This is a genomic window from Bacillus sp. cl95 (genome assembly GCF_900115925.1).
Lineage (GTDB): Bacteria > Bacillota > Bacilli > Bacillales > Cytobacillaceae > Neobacillus_A.
In genome coordinates this window covers 384,198-397,121 of the sequence record NZ_FOYF01000004.1, presented here as the reverse complement: position 1 = coordinate 397,121, position 12,924 = coordinate 384,198, and the positions used below count along the sequence as shown (strand labels likewise).

The 12,924-nt window shown below is 42.6% G+C and carries 13 protein-coding genes, 2 rRNA genes and 1 riboswitch; of the genes, 13 read left to right on the top strand and 2 right to left on the bottom strand.

The genetic code is table 11. The annotated features are described in order from the left end of the window. The 4 genes from BMZ31_RS13985 to BMZ31_RS13970 form a co-directional block, all read left to right on the top strand. Window positions 1-89 (top strand): 23S ribosomal RNA (locus tag BMZ31_RS13985); the annotation flags it as partial. Between the two features lie 87 nt (window positions 90-176). Continuing rightward, window positions 177-293 (top strand): 5S ribosomal RNA (rrf, locus tag BMZ31_RS13980). 236 nt (window positions 294-529) lie between these two features. Further along, window positions 530-1,156 carry a metal-dependent hydrolase gene (locus BMZ31_RS13975; protein ID WP_090832425.1) on the top strand — a complete coding sequence of 209 codons (627 nt, stop codon included), beginning with the start codon at window positions 530-532 and terminating at the stop codon, window positions 1,154-1,156. Between the two features lie 179 nt (window positions 1,157-1,335). Beyond that, entirely contained in the window at window positions 1,336-1,806 is a 471-nt protein-coding gene (locus tag BMZ31_RS13970; protein ID WP_090832423.1) for a DinB family protein, read from the top strand. Between the two features lie 255 nt (window positions 1,807-2,061). On the opposite strand, the gene BMZ31_RS13965 is transcribed toward BMZ31_RS13970, so the two are convergent. Next, entirely contained in the window at window positions 2,062-2,655 is a 594-nt protein-coding gene (locus tag BMZ31_RS13965; protein WP_090832421.1) for a kinase, read from the bottom strand. Between the two features lie 43 nt (window positions 2,656-2,698). Continuing rightward, window positions 2,699-3,451 (bottom strand): alpha/beta hydrolase family protein, encoded by a 753-nt coding sequence (locus BMZ31_RS13960; protein ID WP_175478114.1) that lies wholly within the window; start codon window positions 3,449-3,451, stop codon window positions 2,699-2,701. Window positions 3,452-3,652: 201 nt separating this feature from the next. Here BMZ31_RS13960 and BMZ31_RS13955 point away from each other — a divergent pair, with 201 nt between their 5' ends. From BMZ31_RS13955 to purF, 9 genes are all read left to right on the top strand, one after another. Continuing rightward, on the top strand, window positions 3,653-3,853 hold the full coding sequence (locus tag BMZ31_RS13955) for an NETI motif-containing protein (protein WP_090832419.1): 201 nt from the start codon (window positions 3,653-3,655) through the stop codon (window positions 3,851-3,853). A gap of 76 nt (window positions 3,854-3,929) precedes the next feature. Further along, a riboswitch (purine riboswitch) is annotated at window positions 3,930-4,031 on the top strand. 177 nt (window positions 4,032-4,208) lie between these two features. Next, window positions 4,209-4,697 carry a 5-(carboxyamino)imidazole ribonucleotide mutase gene (gene purE, locus BMZ31_RS13950; RefSeq protein WP_090832418.1) on the top strand — a complete coding sequence of 163 codons (489 nt, stop codon included), beginning with the start codon at window positions 4,209-4,211 and terminating at the stop codon, window positions 4,695-4,697. Beyond that, the gene (gene purK / locus BMZ31_RS13945) at window positions 4,684-5,844 is read left to right on the top strand and encodes a 5-(carboxyamino)imidazole ribonucleotide synthase (protein WP_175478113.1); all 1,161 of its coding nucleotides are present in this window, start codon (window positions 4,684-4,686) and stop codon (window positions 5,842-5,844) included. The genes purE and purK overlap by 14 nt, the downstream gene beginning before the upstream one ends. After that, complete coding sequence (gene purB / locus BMZ31_RS13940) at window positions 5,841-7,133, top strand: adenylosuccinate lyase (RefSeq protein ID WP_090832416.1); 1,293 nt, start codon at window positions 5,841-5,843, stop codon at window positions 7,131-7,133. Before purK ends, purB begins: the two co-directional genes overlap by 4 nt. 506 nt (window positions 7,134-7,639) lie before the next feature. Then, the gene (gene purC, locus BMZ31_RS13930) at window positions 7,640-8,368 is read left to right on the top strand and encodes a phosphoribosylaminoimidazolesuccinocarboxamide synthase (protein ID WP_090832412.1); all 729 of its coding nucleotides are present in this window, start codon (window positions 7,640-7,642) and stop codon (window positions 8,366-8,368) included. Beyond that, entirely contained in the window at window positions 8,356-8,610 is a 255-nt protein-coding gene (gene purS / locus BMZ31_RS13925) for a phosphoribosylformylglycinamidine synthase subunit PurS (protein WP_090832410.1), read from the top strand. Before purC ends, purS begins: the two co-directional genes overlap by 13 nt. Continuing rightward, window positions 8,607-9,293: a phosphoribosylformylglycinamidine synthase subunit PurQ gene (gene purQ, locus BMZ31_RS13920; protein ID WP_090832408.1), complete on the top strand. Its 687-nt coding sequence runs from the start codon at window positions 8,607-8,609 to the stop codon at window positions 9,291-9,293. Before purS ends, purQ begins: the two co-directional genes overlap by 4 nt. Beyond that, a complete protein-coding gene (gene purL / locus BMZ31_RS13915; RefSeq protein ID WP_090832406.1) occupies window positions 9,277-11,502 on the top strand; it encodes a phosphoribosylformylglycinamidine synthase subunit PurL in 2,226 nt (741 codons plus the stop codon). The genes purQ and purL overlap by 17 nt, the downstream gene beginning before the upstream one ends. Next, window positions 11,478-12,893 (top strand): amidophosphoribosyltransferase, encoded by a 1,416-nt coding sequence (gene purF / locus BMZ31_RS13910; RefSeq protein WP_090832405.1) that lies wholly within the window; start codon window positions 11,478-11,480, stop codon window positions 12,891-12,893. The genes purL and purF overlap by 25 nt, the downstream gene beginning before the upstream one ends. Window positions 12,894-12,924 lie beyond the last annotated feature (31 nt).

Below are 12,924 nucleotides of genomic sequence, written 5' to 3'. Positions count from 1 at the left end.
CCTGAAAGATGATCAGGTTGATAGGTCAGAGGTGGAAGCGCGGCGACGTGTGGAGCTGACTGATACTAATAGATCGAGGACTTAACCAAAGTCAAAGATTTAAAAAGGTGAACTCGTTTTTACTCTTCTTCTAACATTATCTAGTTTTGAGGGAATGAACCTCAAAAACAAAATAGTCTGGTGGCGATAGCGAGAAGGTCACACCCGTTCCCATACCGAACACGGAAGTTAAGCTTCTCAGCGCCGATGGTAGTTGGGGGCTCTCCCCCTGTGAGAGTAGGACGCCGCCGGGCAATATGGAAGAACAGCCGTTGTGCTGTTCTTTTTTTGTGTTGAAAAGTAGGCGAAAAAATAAAGGTCTTCGCTCAAAAAAAGGTTATTCTCTCTAAACACCTAACATCACTCTTTCCACATAAACACAACCTTCCTCATATGGAAAATGTATGAACTACAAAGGTATAATGTTAAAATGCAGTTTGAAATTCTGAATCAAATCAACTGCAATTTTCAAAGAAAAAGGAGAATTAGATTGAACGGCACACAACATATGGCAATTGGGGCAACAACGGGTTTCATAACAGCTAATTCCCTTGATAGCACTCCGACTACTACTCTTTTATTAGTAGGATTAGGAGCGGTGGCTGGATTAATTCCGGACATAGATGTAGATGGCAAGCTTAGCAACAGAATTACGCTCTCTCATAAAATGATTCGAACGGTCGCCCAAAGCATAGGGGCACTCATGATGATTTATAGTTTTCTAGAAGGAGGGTATATGGAAAGATGGACTGGAATGGGTGTCGGGCTTGCCATCATGATCATATCTTCCTTCCTTACCCAAAGGAGAATGCTTAGCGTAACAGCCATCGGCGTGATTATAGGTGGAATCTCTTTGGATGAATCATGGTTACTACTGCTAGGAATATATATCTTGATCGCATCCTTTATTCCACATAGAAGCTATACGCACTCCATTTTGGGGATTATCTTTTTTGGAATCATAGCAAAACAATTCGAGGAGTCTCTTAAAATTGACGGAGTGTATACGACTCTCCTACTAGCCTATATCAGTCATCTCGTTGCAGATATGAAGATACTTCCTTTTAATAAAAAGGGAGTGAAGTGGTTTCTTCCTTTCTGGTCTAAAGAATTCTAAACTGCGAGCAAAGCATTGCCTATAGGGAGCCTACTTAAATTACTGGATTAAAAAAACTGTTTTTTAAAAGAGTCATATTAGAGTAACCTTTGTTATATAAATAATGGTGGCGCAAAAAGGAGAAACGTCCTTCTTGTAGAACTAGTATATAGGTTTGAAGAATCGAAAGGGGCTTTAAGATGAGTAAGTTTATGTTCAAGAATTTTGAGATGACGAGATATTTCTTTTTTAGGGAAATGAATGGTTTGACGGAAGAAATGGCGAATGTACAACCGGCAGGATTCAATAATAACATTCGTTGGCATGTAGGGCATGTCTTGACGGTGACGGAGCAATTTATGTTCGGATTCCCGAAAAAATCCCAGCACCTTCCTGAAAATTATCCACAATTGTTTGGGAATGGGACAAAACCAGCTGATTGGACGGGGGAAGTACCGACATTAGATGAACTTAAATCTCACTTGGAAAACCAATTAGAACGCTTAAAGATAGTTCCCGAAGAGAGTCTGGATCAAGAGCTTAAACAACCATTCCGTGGTTTGAAGACTTTTGGTGAACTAGCGAATATGGCGTTATACCATGAAGCTCATCATATGGGTCAGATCCATGCTATGAAGCGTATTGTTGAAACGGCAGCTGTAAAAAATTAAGCATAAATCAGGGGAAGAATTATACTTTGTTTTACTCCTATTCATAGAAACAGGCATGGTAAAGAAAGCATCCATGCCTGTTTTTTTTTTAGATAAGTATATGAATTTAACTTGGATAACTGTCTAGCTCCAGCGCCCAGCCAGTCTTCATCAATGAATATGCTTCTTCGAATATCTTGCGGAAAGCATGACCTTTAGGTGATGATTGTAGCAGCTCGGGGTTGTTCAGGGCGCTTGCGCTTTTCTTACAATCAATTACCCGTTTAGGACCATATCAGCTTTCAACAAAGGTGTTTCGGTTTTAAGATAATATTCTTCGGCAGTCCAGTAGCGGTTGATTAACTTATTTATGTACTCAGGCGACTTATCGCTTTCACGTTGATATCGTTTATATTTTGGACAATCCAAGAAGACAGCATAATCGTAGAAATCTTTCCATTCTTTTCGCTGCAGGAACACGCCTTCAATGATAATGAGACAGGTTTCTGGAAGATTTATATCCTTTAGGACGTGGGTATCCGTTTCATTATTATAAAAAGGAAGACTCAGATTACTAGTTTTCCTTAGTGGAGTAAATAGGTGCTCTTTTAGCCAATCGATGTCCCATTGTATTCCATAGTATTCGTACCAATCTTCATGTTTCGTGTTGTATCTCTTGCTGCGATCAACAATGTGGTCATCGATATGGAAAATATAAAACGGAACATTTTTCTCTTTAAGAGTCTCATAAAGTTTATTGGAAAGGGTTGTCTTCCCAGAACGACTTAAACCATCGAGTGCTAAAATGAAACGATTTCCAGGCTCAAGATCGGGAATTACTTTTAAGATTTTAGATAAGTGCTCTTCCAAGTTATCTCCATCCTCTCATTGTTATTCAAATGATCTTTCGTCGCTATAAATTCTCCTTATACCAATCGATAAACAGGTTTTCCAAAGTGTCTAAGTGTTCCATAAAGCTGTGAGGAGCTCCATCAATCAGTTCTAGTCGGGAATCATCTGACAGCCACTTTATTCCCTCTTTTGATATTTCATATAATCGCTGTTCTTCCTCATCACCGTTGCCATGAACAATCAGGACAGGGCATTTTACTCTGGACAGAAGCTCTTTTTGATCTCCGGAACCGAAATCAAGAAGCATTTGCTTATCAATTTCGACCTTCTGACGAGGACCTTCCTTTAAATGCTCTGTTAAATAGCCTTTTTGCTGAAGTTCCAGCATCTGCTCCTCTGAAAAGATTTCTTCCCAATTGTAATTTATCGGTCCTGTTAACGCACCTGTTAGAACCATGGTTACAATAGATGGATCATAGCATGAAAGGCAAACTTTCGTACCTAAACTATGTCCGTGCAGGGCTATTCTATTAAAGCCGAGTGCTTTTACATAAGCAAGGGCAGATTTTAGGTCATCAATTTCTTTTGCAAGTGTTAATCGCTCGTCATCACTCTCGCCGCACCCACCAAAATCAAAGGCGAGGACGTTGTAGCCGAGATTTTGAAATTTTTTAGCGAAACGATCGAACCGGCCGCGAGATGATTTGTCAGAGAGAAAACCGTGGCACATGATAATAATCGTTTGTGAGTCAGCCCGTAATAGATTACCAGTGAGGTTTAATTGACGACTATTTTTAAATATTACTTTTTCCACTCGAGGCACCTCCTTCATCTTTCAATACTAACTATTTCCAGTAAATCCTTCAAGAGGATACTATAATTGAGTATTGTTGCTAACAGGATTGAAAAAAGAAAGAATTGACAATATTGAAGATGTCTACTATGCTGAGTGGAATAAAATTGATGGATTTTTTATGATAAAGTATACTACGAGTAATGAAAGGAACTTTTTTGTATGGCAAAAGCAAAGAAAATGAAGTTTGAAGTACAGGAAAATGAAACCATTTCCGAATGTCTTGATCGGATTAAAGCAGAGGGGTATGTTCCGACAAGCCGTATGGAAAAACCTCTGTTTGAAGAAGTGAAAGAAGATGGAGAAACGGTTTACAAACCGATTGGCAGAAAAATCGTCTTTGAAGCAAAGTTATTGAGTTAAAACACGAACGATATTTTAAAAGGTATAATTATTGTTCGTTATTTTAGTTGACACCTTACGATTGTAATTGTTAATATAAAGATAACATAAAACACCTCGTATAATCTTGGGAATATGGCCCATAAGTTTCTACCCAGCTACCGTAAATGGCTGGACTATGAGGGAAAGTGATACAGTTCTGCAAATAGTGGGTGCTTGCATTAAGGCAAGATTCTTTACTATTGGCCCGGACAGGATGCTTTCTCTTAATAGGAGAAGCATCGCTGTTTCGGGCTTTTTATATTGGGAAGACTATGAAAATAGCAAAATAGAAGGTTAATGAAGTTGATTTCTGATTTAAATGGAGGCGATGAAGGTGACAGCTCAAGTTTCGGTAATCATGGGAAGTCAATCAGACTGGGAGACAATGAAAAATGCCTGCGAGGTTTTAGATGAGCTCGGCATTCCTTTTGAAAAAAGAGTGATTTCCGCGCATAGAACACCAGACCTGATGTTTGGATTTGCAGAGTCGGCAAGAGACAGAGGCATAAAAGTCATCATTGCTGGTGCAGGCGGAGCGGCCCATTTGCCAGGAATGGTGGCAGCGAAAACAACGTTGCCGGTCATTGGGGTTCCCATCCAATCTAAAGTACTGAATGGACTGGATTCACTTCTATCTATCGTGCAAATGCCAGGAGGTGTTCCGGTAGCAACGGTTGCCATTGGTCAGGCTGGGGCAGTGAATGCGGGTATTCTGGCAGCGCAAATACTGGGGACTTTCGATAGTCATGTTGCGGAGAGAATTGAAAGGGCACGCGAGCAAATGATGATGAAAGTGATGGAGAGCAACCATGAGCTTGTCTAACACAGTTATTTTACCAGGGCAGACTATAGGAATTATTGGAGGCGGGCAGCTCGGAAGAATGATGGCTTTAGCGGCGAAGGCGATGGGATTCCGAATTGCTGTTTTAGATCCCGAGTCAGCATGCCCTTGTGGTCAAGTGGCAGATTTACAGATCGTGGGGAAATATGACGACCTGAATGCCATGAAGCAGCTTGCAGAACTTAGTGATGTAATTACATATGAATTTGAAAATATTGATGCCGAGACCCTTTCATGGTTATGTGAGAACGCGAATGTTCCTCAAGGGATGAATCTACTAGCCGTAACTCAAAATAGGATTACGGAAAAAGCATCGATTGTGGATGCCGGACTGGATGTTGTTCCATATGCACCGGTCGAAACGGTGGAACAATTTTATGCTAATATTGAAAAGCTTGGTTTCCCGTCCGTATTAAAAACGGCAACAGGCGGCTACGATGGTAAAGGGCAAGTAGTACTGAATAAGGTAGATGACCTTTACGAGGGAATAGCGCTCTTGGATGCAGGTCCTTGTGTGTTGGAAAAATGGCTTCCTTTTGAAAAAGAAATATCGGTCATTGTGACAAGGAAAGCATGTGGAGAGATGACGGTCTTTCCAGTCGCAGAGAATGTACATCACCAAAACATCCTGCACAAGACGATTGTGCCAGCAAGGGTCTCACCGGCTCTCTCTGACAAAGCCATTCAAGCTGCAAAGCAGATAGCAGAACAGTTCCACTTGGTTGGAACGCTAGCTGTAGAAATGTTTGTCACGAATGATAGGAAGATCTATATCAATGAGTTGGCACCAAGACCTCATAACTCTGGCCATTTTACTATCAACGCTTGCGAGACATCTCAGTTTGAACAGCACATCCGTGCCGTATGCAATTGGCCGCTTGGAAGCACGGAACTATTAAAACCTGCAGTCATGGTCAATATATTAGGCGAACATATGGAAAGACTAATAAGTGAGATTCCTGCATTGACTGGTTGGAAGATTCATTTATACGGAAAAAAAGAAGCAAGGGAAAAGCGGAAAATGGGTCACGTTACGCTAATGACAGAATCTATGGAATCGTCTTTAGCAGTTATTGACTCACACCCCATTTGGAAAACTGTGAAAGAAAAGATCGGAGGATTACAATGATTGATCGTTATACACGCCCGGAAATGGGCAGCATTTGGACAGAGCAAAATCGTTTTCAAGCATGGCTGGAGGTAGAGATTCTTGCATGCGAAGCATGGGCTGAGATTGGGGATATCCCGAAGGAAGACGTTGTAAAGCTTCGCCAAAATGCAAGCTTTGATATTGCCCGCATTAAAGAGATTGAGGAAGAAACGCGTCATGACGTAGTCGCCTTCACGCGCGCTGTTTCTGAGACTCTTGGTGAAGAACGTAAGTGGGTTCACTACGGATTGACTTCAACAGATGTTGTCGATACGGCATTGTCATATCAATTAAAACAAGCCAATGAAATCATCAGAAATGACATCACTCGTTTTATTGAGATTCTGAAAGTGAAAGCACAGGAACATAAATTCACGGTTATGATGGGGCGCACACACGGAGTCCATGCGGAACCTACTACCTTTGGTTTGAAGCTTGCGCTTTGGTATGAAGAAATGAAGCGAAATCTTGCAAGGTTCAATGAAGCGGCAACCGGAATCGAATTCGGTAAGATATCTGGTGCAGTTGGTACATACGCGAATATCGATCCATTTGTTGAAAAGTTCGTTTGTGAAAAATTAGGTCTGCAAGCGGCACCGATTTCAACGCAAACCTTACAGCGTGATCGCCATGCACACTACTTATCTTCATTAGCATTGGTCGCAACTTCTATCGAGAAAATGGCAGTTGAAATTCGCGGCTTACAAAAAAGCGAAACGCGTGAAGTGGAAGAATTCTTTGCAAAAGGTCAAAAAGGATCATCTGCAATGCCGCATAAACGCAATCCGATTGGCTCAGAAAACATGGCAGGCTTGGCGCGTGTCATCCGAGGCTACATGATGACAGCTTATGAGAATGTTCCGCTTTGGCATGAAAGAGATATTTCTCATTCTTCTGCGGAGCGCATCATCTTGCCAGACGCAACAATCGCCCTCAATTATATGCTTAACCGTTTTGGCAATATTGTTAAGAATTTGACGGTGTTTCCGGAAAACATGAAACGCAATATGGATCGCACATTCGGGTTGATTTATTCTCAGCGTGTACTGCTTGCTCTAATCGATAAAGGTTTTTCAAGAGAAGAAGCATATGATACGGTACAGCCGAAAACGATGGAAGCTTGGGAGAAACAAGTTCAATTCCGTACACTTCTAGAAAATGATGAAACCATTACATCTCATTTATCTAAAGAAGAATTGGATGACTGTTTTGACTATCACTATCATCTGCAACATGTTAATACGATCTTTGAACGCTTAGGATTATAGGATAGCCTCTTTTCTAAAAGATTATTGTTTTTGGAAAAGGTTTGTGAAAGAAACCATTTATGAAGAAGTTGATTGGAGCGGAAGATGCGAGACTCCTCGAAAATCCTCATGATGCTATCGCATCATTTCGTGCGAGGTGAATTCATGGAGGCTTTCCTTGTGCTATCGCATTTCCTTCGTGCGTGGGTTCATTCAAGGAAGCCATTCAATGTCCTGCGGGAGCAGCGGGACAGGTGAGACCCCGCAGGCGCATTGCGCCGAGGAGGCTCACCGCCCGCCCAAGATGAATTTGTTCATGAAAAAGCCGGTATTAGGGCTTTTTCATAATTCGTCCGCGGAAAGCGAGCAATCTGGAGTGGAAATCAACTACTACATTTTATTTGATAAATGGCAATAAAGTTTTCTGAAACAGCCATGCATAAGAAGGAGTTAAGGACTTGTCCGTGGCTCCTTTCTATAAAGTAAAGACTGAAGATTGGTAATTTTCAATGTTTAAGGGGTGCAAAATGGAGAAGAAAGAGCTCTTATATGAAGGCAAAGCTAAACAGATTTTTGCAACAGCGGATGAAGATTTAGTGAGGATTCAGTATAAAGATTCAGCAACGGCTTTTAACGGTGAGAAAAAGGCAGAAATCTTAGGAAAAGGGACATTGAACAATAAAATTACTAGTTTGCTATTTTCTAAGCTTGCAGAAAGAGGAATTCCTTCTCATTTTGTAAAGCAACTGAGTGAATCAGAGCAGCTGGTAAAACGCGTGCAGATCATACCACTTGAAGTAGTGGTGCGTAATGTGGCGGCAGGTAGTTTTTCGAAACGCTTCGGTATTCAAGAAGGCAAAGCACTTTCAAAAAGACCGATTGTGGAATTTTATTATAAAGATGACGCATTGGGCGACCCACTTCTCATCGAAGATCACATTTTCGAACTAGAGATTGCCTCAAAGGATGAGGTAGAAGAGTTGAAAACGAAGGCACTAGAAGTAAATGCCGTTTTATCGAGTTTTTTTAAGGAACTTGGCATCAGGCTAATAGATTTTAAGCTGGAATTTGGTAAGGACCAAAAAGGGGATATTTTGCTAGCAGATGAAATATCACCGGATACATGCCGTTTATGGGATTTAAAAACGAATGAAAAGCTGGATAAAGATGTATTTCGCCGTGATTTAGGTAGCTTAACAAAAGCATATGAAACCATATTAGTGAAATTAGGGGGAGAAGCAGCATGTTCAAAGTAAAGGTATATGTGAGTTTACGAGAAAGTGTATTGGATCCGCAGGGAGAAGCGGTGAAAAGTTCTCTTCATTCATTGAACTACGAAGAAGTGACCTCGATTCGAATCGGCAAGTATATGGAATTGGAGATCGAAAAAAGCGATCGCGAAATCGAAGAGGTGGTCAACGAAATTTGCAGTCGCCTGTTAGCAAACCCTGTTATTGAAGATTATCGCTATGAGATTGAGGAGTGTGTTGCTCAGTGAAATTTGCTGTCATCGTTTTTCCGGGATCAAATTGTGATGTCGACATGTATCATGCCATACAAGATGAATTGGGCGAGGAAGTCGAGTACGTTTCCCATCAAGCTGATAACTTAGAAGAGTTTGATGCAATTCTTCTTCCCGGGGGCTTTTCATACGGAGATTACTTGCGTTCAGGAGCCATTGCCCGCTTTAGTAATGTCATGAAGGAGATTGTGAAAGCAGCAGAGTGTGGAAAACCGATTCTTGGAATATGCAATGGCTTTCAGATACTGCTTGAAGCTGGCTTGCTTCCAGGGGCAATGAAGCGTAACGAAAACTTGAAATTCATTTGTCGCCAAGTCGAGTTGAAAGTAATGAATAACGAAACGATGTTTACGGCAGCTTTTAACAAAGATGAGATTATTACGATTCCGATCGCTCATGGTGAAGGTAACTACTTTTGCGATTCAGAAACGTTGAAATCTTTAAAAGACAATAATCAGATTATCTTTACATATCAAGGTCATAACCCGAACGGCAGTATCGAACAGATTGCCGGTATAAGGAATGAACGCGGGAATGTTCTCGGAATGATGCCACATCCTGAAAGAGCAGTCGATCCGCTATTGGGCGGTGCGGATGGTTTAAAACTTTTTCAATCAATTGTCAAACATTGGAGGGAAGCAAATGTTATTAAAGCTTGAGCCAAGTCCAGAGCAAGTGAAAGCGGAAAAGCTGTATGCACAAATGGGATTGTCAGATGAAGAGTTTTCCATGGTTGAAAACATCCTTGGCAGAACGCCTAACTATACGGAAACAGGGCTTTTCTCTGTCATGTGGTCGGAGCATTGCAGCTATAAAAATTCGAAACCGGTCTTGCAGAAGTTTCCGACATCAGGAGAACGAGTGCTGCAAGGACCTGGAGAAGGTGCAGGCATTGTTGACATCGGTGATGGTCAGGCCGTTGTTTTTAAAATAGAAAGTCACAATCATCCCTCTGCGATTGAACCCTATCAAGGAGCAGCGACAGGTGTCGGTGGCATTATCCGTGATGTTTTTTCGATGGGAGCACGTCCTATCGCACTTCTTAATTCCTTGCGTTTCGGTGAACTTGAGAACGAACGCGTGAAGTACCTTTTCAAAGAAGTGGTAGCAGGAATTGCAGGCTACGGGAACTGCATTGGCATTCCAACCGTTGGCGGTGAAGTACAGTTTGATGCTTCCTACGAAGGCAACCCGCTTGTCAATGCGATGTGTGTCGGACTCATCAATCATGAGGATATCAAAAAGGGTCAGGCGCATGGAGCTGGCAACACGGTCATGTATGTTGGTGCCAAAACAGGACGGGATGGCATCCATGGAGCAACCTTTGCATCAGAAGAACTGAACGAGCAATCTGAGGATAAACGTCCGGCGGTTCAGGTTGGCGACCCATTTATGGAAAAATTGCTGTTGGAAGCTTGTCTAGAAGCGATAAAGTCAGATGCGCTCGTTGGCATTCAGGATATGGGAGCGGCAGGACTTACAAGTTCTTCTGCTGAGATGGCAAGTAAGGCAGGGATGGGAATTGAGATGGATCTCGATCTTATTCCGCAACGCGAAAAGGGAATGACTGCCTACGAAATGATGCTATCTGAATCACAAGAGCGTATGCTACTTGTGATAGAAAAAGGACGCGAGCAAGAGATCAGTGCCTTATTTTTGAAATATGGGCTTGAAGCAAAAGCAGTTGGAAAGGTTACGGATGATAAAATGCTGCGCTTGCTTCATAACGGAGAAGTGGTGGCTCAAGTTCCGGTTGATGCTCTTGCAGAGGAAGCACCAGTTTATCATAAGCCATCCGCTGAACCAGCATATTACCGTGAGTTTCAAAGCATGGAAGTAGAGATACCTAAAGTGGAAGATTACTATGAAACATTGAAAAATCTCCTTCAACAACCGACGATTGCCAGCAAGGAATGGGTTTACAACCAATACGACTACATGGTCCGCACGAATACAGTGGTCTCTCCCGGTTCTGATGCAGCAGTGGTTCGCATTCGCGGAACCCGTAAAGCACTGGCGATGACGACTGACTGCAATTCACGCTATCTATACTTGGATCCTGAAACGGGCGGGAAAATCGCAGTGGCAGAAGCGGCAAGAAACATCATTTGTTCGGGTGCAGAGCCACTGGCGATAACCGATTGCCTGAATTTCGGGAATCCTGAGAAGCCAGAGATCTTTTGGCAAATCGAAAAAGCAGCTGATGGCATCAGTGAAGCATGTGTAACGTTGGAAACACCTGTAATTGGTGGGAATGTATCGCTTTACAATGAGACAAACGGAACAGCCGTCTATCCGACCCCTGTTATTGGAATGGTTGGACTCATAACTGATCTAGAACATATTACAACACAAAGCTTCAAAAACGCGGGAGACCTCATATACGTTGTGGGCGAGGCGAAGGCGGAGTTCGGAGGAAGTGAACTGCAGAAGCTGACCTATGGTCGTATTTTCGGAAAAGCTCCTGTGCTGGATATGAAAGTGGAACAATCTAGACAACAACAAATCCTTGCTGCTATCCGTGCTGGTCTTGTCGCTTCTGCCCATGATATTTCAGAAGGTGGTTTTGCCGTTGCGATGGCAGAATGCCTGATGGGAGCTGGCGAACTTGGTGCTAGTGTAAAGGTTTCAGGTGAGCCGACAGCTGCCCTGTTCAGTGAGACACAGTCAAGATTCATCCTATCTGTTAAAAGAGAGAATCAAGAAGAGTTTGAGAGATTTGTAGATGCCATTCTTATTGGTGAAGTAACAAGTATTCCGAAACTCAACATCGCTTCAGAAGAAAAAATGTGGCTTTCAGCTGATGTACGTGAACTAGAAAAAGCCTGGAAAGGAGCTATCCCATGCTTGCTGAAATCAAAGGCTTAAACGAAGAATGTGGCGTTTTTGGTGTTTGGGGACATTCGAACGCAGCGCAAATCACTTACTACGGGCTTCATAGTTTACAGCATCGCGGTCAGGAAGGCGCCGGTATGGTGGTGACCGATGGCTCGCAGTTAAAAGGCCATAAAGGAGAAGGGTTAGTAACAGAGGTTTTCAATACGAGTACCATGCAGAACATGGAAGGGAAGGCCGCAATCGGTCATGTCCGTTATGCGACAGCTGGCGGAAGCGGCTATGAAAATGTGCAGCCTTTATTGTTTCACTCTCAGAACGGCAGTCTTGCACTTGCGCATAATGGCAACTTAGTGAATGCAGAATCCTTAAAGCATCAGCTTGAGGGGCAGGGAAGTATTTTTCAAACGAGCTCCGATACGGAAGTTCTCGCCCATTTGATTAAAAGAAGCGGCTTTTTTGAACTGAAGGACAGAGTGAAAAATGCGCTGACCATGTTAAAAGGAGCCTATGCCTTCTTAATCATGACGGAAGCGGAAATGATGGTCGCCTTGGATCCTAACGGTTTAAGACCACTTTCGATCGGCAAACTCGGCGATGCATACGTGATTGCTTCAGAGACATGTGCATTTGATATCGTCGGCGCTGAATTTGTCAGGGATGTTGAGCCCGGTGAATTGATCATCATCAATGATGAAGGTTTGCGTTCGGAATACTTTTCAATGAGTACGACGAGAGCAATCTGCACAATGGAATACATTTATTTTTCAAGACCTGACAGTAACATTCATGGCATTAATGTGCATACGGCGAGGAAAAACCTTGGGAAGCGACTGGCGGTGGAAGTACCGCTTGAAGCAGACGTTGTAACAGGTGTACCTGACTCAAGTATTTCGGTGGCGATTGGATATGCCGAGGCTTCGGGAATTCCTTATGAAATGGGATTGATTAAAAACCGATATGTAGGACGTACGTTTATTCAGCCTTCACAATCGTTAAGAGAACAAGGTGTAAAAATGAAGCTCTCGCCTGTAAGGGGAGTTGTCGAAGGCAAGCGAGTGATCATGGTGGACGACTCGATTGTAAGGGGAACGACAAGTAGAAGGATTGTTTCCATGCTAAAAGAAGCAGGTGCGACCGAGGTGCATGTCGTCATCAGTTCACCTCCGATTAAGAATCCGTGCTTCTATGGGATTGATACGTCTACAAAAGAAGAACTGATTGCTTCTAAATACTCTGTTGAAGAGTTAAGGGAACTAATTGGCGCAGATACACTCACGTTTTTAAGTGTAGAAGGAATGGTCGAAGCGATTGGTCATGAGGGAGATGGAAGCACGCGCGGGCAATGTCTCGCTTGTTTTACAGGGAAATATCCTACAGAAATCTATCCGGAAACAATGGCAGCGTCTTATCAGAAATGTTAATCACAGCTCGGAAACGAACTTAGGGGGTTCG